The organism is Corallococcus sp. CA041A (assembly GCF_003612075.1).
GTDB lineage: Bacteria > Myxococcota > Myxococcia > Myxococcales > Myxococcaceae > Corallococcus > Corallococcus exiguus.
In genome coordinates this window covers 11,969-14,358 of record NZ_RAWF01000040.1, presented here as the reverse complement: position 1 = coordinate 14,358, position 2,390 = coordinate 11,969, and the positions used below count along the sequence as shown (strand labels likewise).

3 protein-coding genes are annotated in these 2,390 nt (G+C 69.6%); all 3 read right to left on the bottom strand.

Translation table 11 applies throughout. The features are described 5' to 3' along the window. Positions 1-317: 317 nt before the first annotated feature. The 3 genes from D7V77_RS10035 to D7V77_RS10030 all read right to left on the bottom strand — a co-directional run bounded on the left by D7V77_RS10035 (position 318) and on the right by D7V77_RS10030 (position 2,338). Positions 318-1,262: a 5'-nucleotidase gene (locus D7V77_RS10035; protein ID WP_199733761.1), complete on the bottom strand. Its 945-nt coding sequence runs from the start codon at positions 1,260-1,262 to the stop codon at positions 318-320. A 66-nt stretch (positions 1,263-1,328) separates the two neighbouring features. Then, positions 1,329-1,463, bottom strand: a complete 135-nt coding sequence (locus tag D7V77_RS45515) for a hypothetical protein (RefSeq protein ID WP_255424564.1) — start codon at positions 1,461-1,463, stop codon at positions 1,329-1,331. Then, on the bottom strand, positions 1,463-2,338 hold the full coding sequence (locus D7V77_RS10030) for a tetratricopeptide repeat protein (RefSeq protein ID WP_120576043.1): 876 nt from the start codon (positions 2,336-2,338) through the stop codon (positions 1,463-1,465). Before D7V77_RS10030 ends, D7V77_RS45515 begins: the two co-directional genes overlap by 1 nt. Positions 2,339-2,390: the final 52 nt, after the last annotated feature.

The window sequence follows — 2,390 nt, the reverse complement described above, 5'->3', positions numbered from 1 at the left end:
CGAAATGACTCCGAACTCTGGACGCGACACGGCCCGGAGGGACGCCCGGAAATCTGGACGCGGGGCCCTCGGGTCAGTGCCGGCAAATGTCGATCACGCGCGGCCTGCCACTCGTCGTGCGAGCAGCGTGGGGGAGGCCAGAAACCTGTTGATCACATTATTCGGTCGAAGAGTGACCTGCCACGCGTTCCACGCCCCCGGGCCCGCCTGCTCTCCAGCAGGGCTGGAACGGGCGTGACACATCCCGCGACAGGGGATGAAACAGGTGTTTCCGCCCCCGTCCCAGGATGGACGGGGTTGGCCGCGAGCGAGGAAGCTCAGTGACCCGCGGAGCCGGGCGGCTCGACGCGCTCCACCTGCTTCTGCACGGCGGCATCCGACGCCACGTCCGTACCCAGCTGCAGGTATGTCAGCAAGTACGTGCGCCCCGTCGCCGGGCCCTGCGCCGCCGCCGTGCGGGCCAGGGCGTCACGACGTGCTTCGAAGGAGGTCAGCGTCTCCTGGAGCGAGCGGCGCGCGTCCTCGTTCTTCTCCGCCTTCAGGCGCTCCTGCACCCGCGCGATGTTCGCCTCCACCATGCGCTGGCTCTCCCGGGCGCGGTTCGCCTCGGACAGGTCCGCGAAGGGACCGGTGCCCTCCACGGACAGCTCCAGCTTCGCGACCTGGCGGCCCCGCTCTCCGGGCGGCACCAGCGTGGACACGCCCTGGCGCTGCGCCATGCCCACGCCCCGGCCGTCGTGCGACTGCACCACGAAGTCCACGCCCTCGGCGCCCTGGGCCAGCTTCACGGCCTCCACGTAGGGCACCGCCGCGAGCAACACCACCAGCGACACCTGCTCCTTCTGGCGCAGGCGCTTCACCTCGGCGGTCACCGCCGGGCCCACCGGCAGGCCCCGGACACCCTCGGGCAGGAAGGCCGTGCCCTCGGAGCCGCCGGCCGGAGCCTTGGGGTCCGCGGACGCCGGGGACACGCCGATGATGCCCACCTTCAGCCCGCCCACCGTCGTCACCACCGACGCGGGGAAGAGCGGCTGCCCCTTCGCATCCACGAGGTTCGCGGACACGAGCTTCAGCTTCGCGCCCTTCGTCTTCTTCTTCAGGAAGTCCACGCCCAGCACGAGGTCGCGCTGGCCCACGGCCATGGCCGCGTAGCCCTGCGCGTCCAACTGCTCCAGGAGCAGCTCCGCGCGAAGCTTCGCCTCCTGGCCATCCGCCAGGGTCTTGAAGAGCGCGTTGCCCGCGTCCAGTGCGAGCACCGGCACGCCCTTCGCGCGCTCCTCGTTCAGGACCGTCTTTCGTCTGGCCAGACCGCCAGACGGGTTGTGTCGTCAACCACAGGGGGCGATTTCGCCCCCGTTGTCTCCGGTGAAGAGCAGCACGAGCTTCTTCGGCGCGGCCCCCGCCACCAGCGGCAGGAACAACAGGAGCGCCAGGGCTGCGAGCCGGGGAGCGCGGGGGCTCATCACTTCTTAGCCTTCTTGGGCGCGGGGGCAGGCGCGGGCGCGGGCTTCTTGTCCAGCTCCGCCAGCTTCGTCTTCGCCGTCTTGGCCGCGTCCGACTTGGGGTAGCTCTTCACCAGCTCCTCCAGCGCCAGCTTCGACTCCTCCTTCATCTTCAGCTTCAGGAAGCAGTCGGAGGAGCGCAGGTACGCGTCCGGCGCGGACGGCGTCTTCGTGTGGTCCTGCACCACCTTGCCGTACTCGAAGAGGGCCTCGCGGCACTTGGACTCGGTGAAGTACGTCTCACCCAGGCCGAAGTGGGCCTCGCCCACGAGCGCGTCCTTGGGCCACTTCTTCACGAACTCGTTGTAGAGCTGGCGCGCGATCAACGTGTCGCCGGCCTTCGCCTTGTCCTGCGCGAGCGCGATGAAGTCCTTCGCGGTCGTGGGGCGCTGGAGCTCCTCGGCCTTCCTCTTGGCCTCGGCCTCCTTCACCGCCTCCGTGCCCTGGAGCGCCAGCAGCCGCTGGTTGGTCTCCTCCGTGCTCTTGCCGAGCGCGGCCTCCAGCTCACCAATCTTGTAGAGGTACGTCTCCACCTGGCCGCGCAGCTGCGCCAGGTCCTCCACCGTCTTCTGGAACTGCACGCCGATGTCCGCGTCCTTGCGGCGCGCGGCGGTGTCCAGGCTCTGCAGGGCCTGCGTCACCTGGGCGATCTTCTCGTCGAGCTTCGGCTGGGTGACGGCGAGCTGGTCGCGCGCCTCCTTCAGCTCCGTGGCCAGCTTGGCGTTGTCCGCGCCCAGCCGGTCCACCTTGGCTTCCAGGGCACGGCCGCGGTCGGCGGGGTAGAAACAGCCGGGAACGGCGGCGGTCAACAAGGCGAAGAGCACGAGCCTGCGCATGGGCCGCGCATCCTAGGTCCAAAGTGCCCCGCGCGCCGCTTCTGTTTCCATC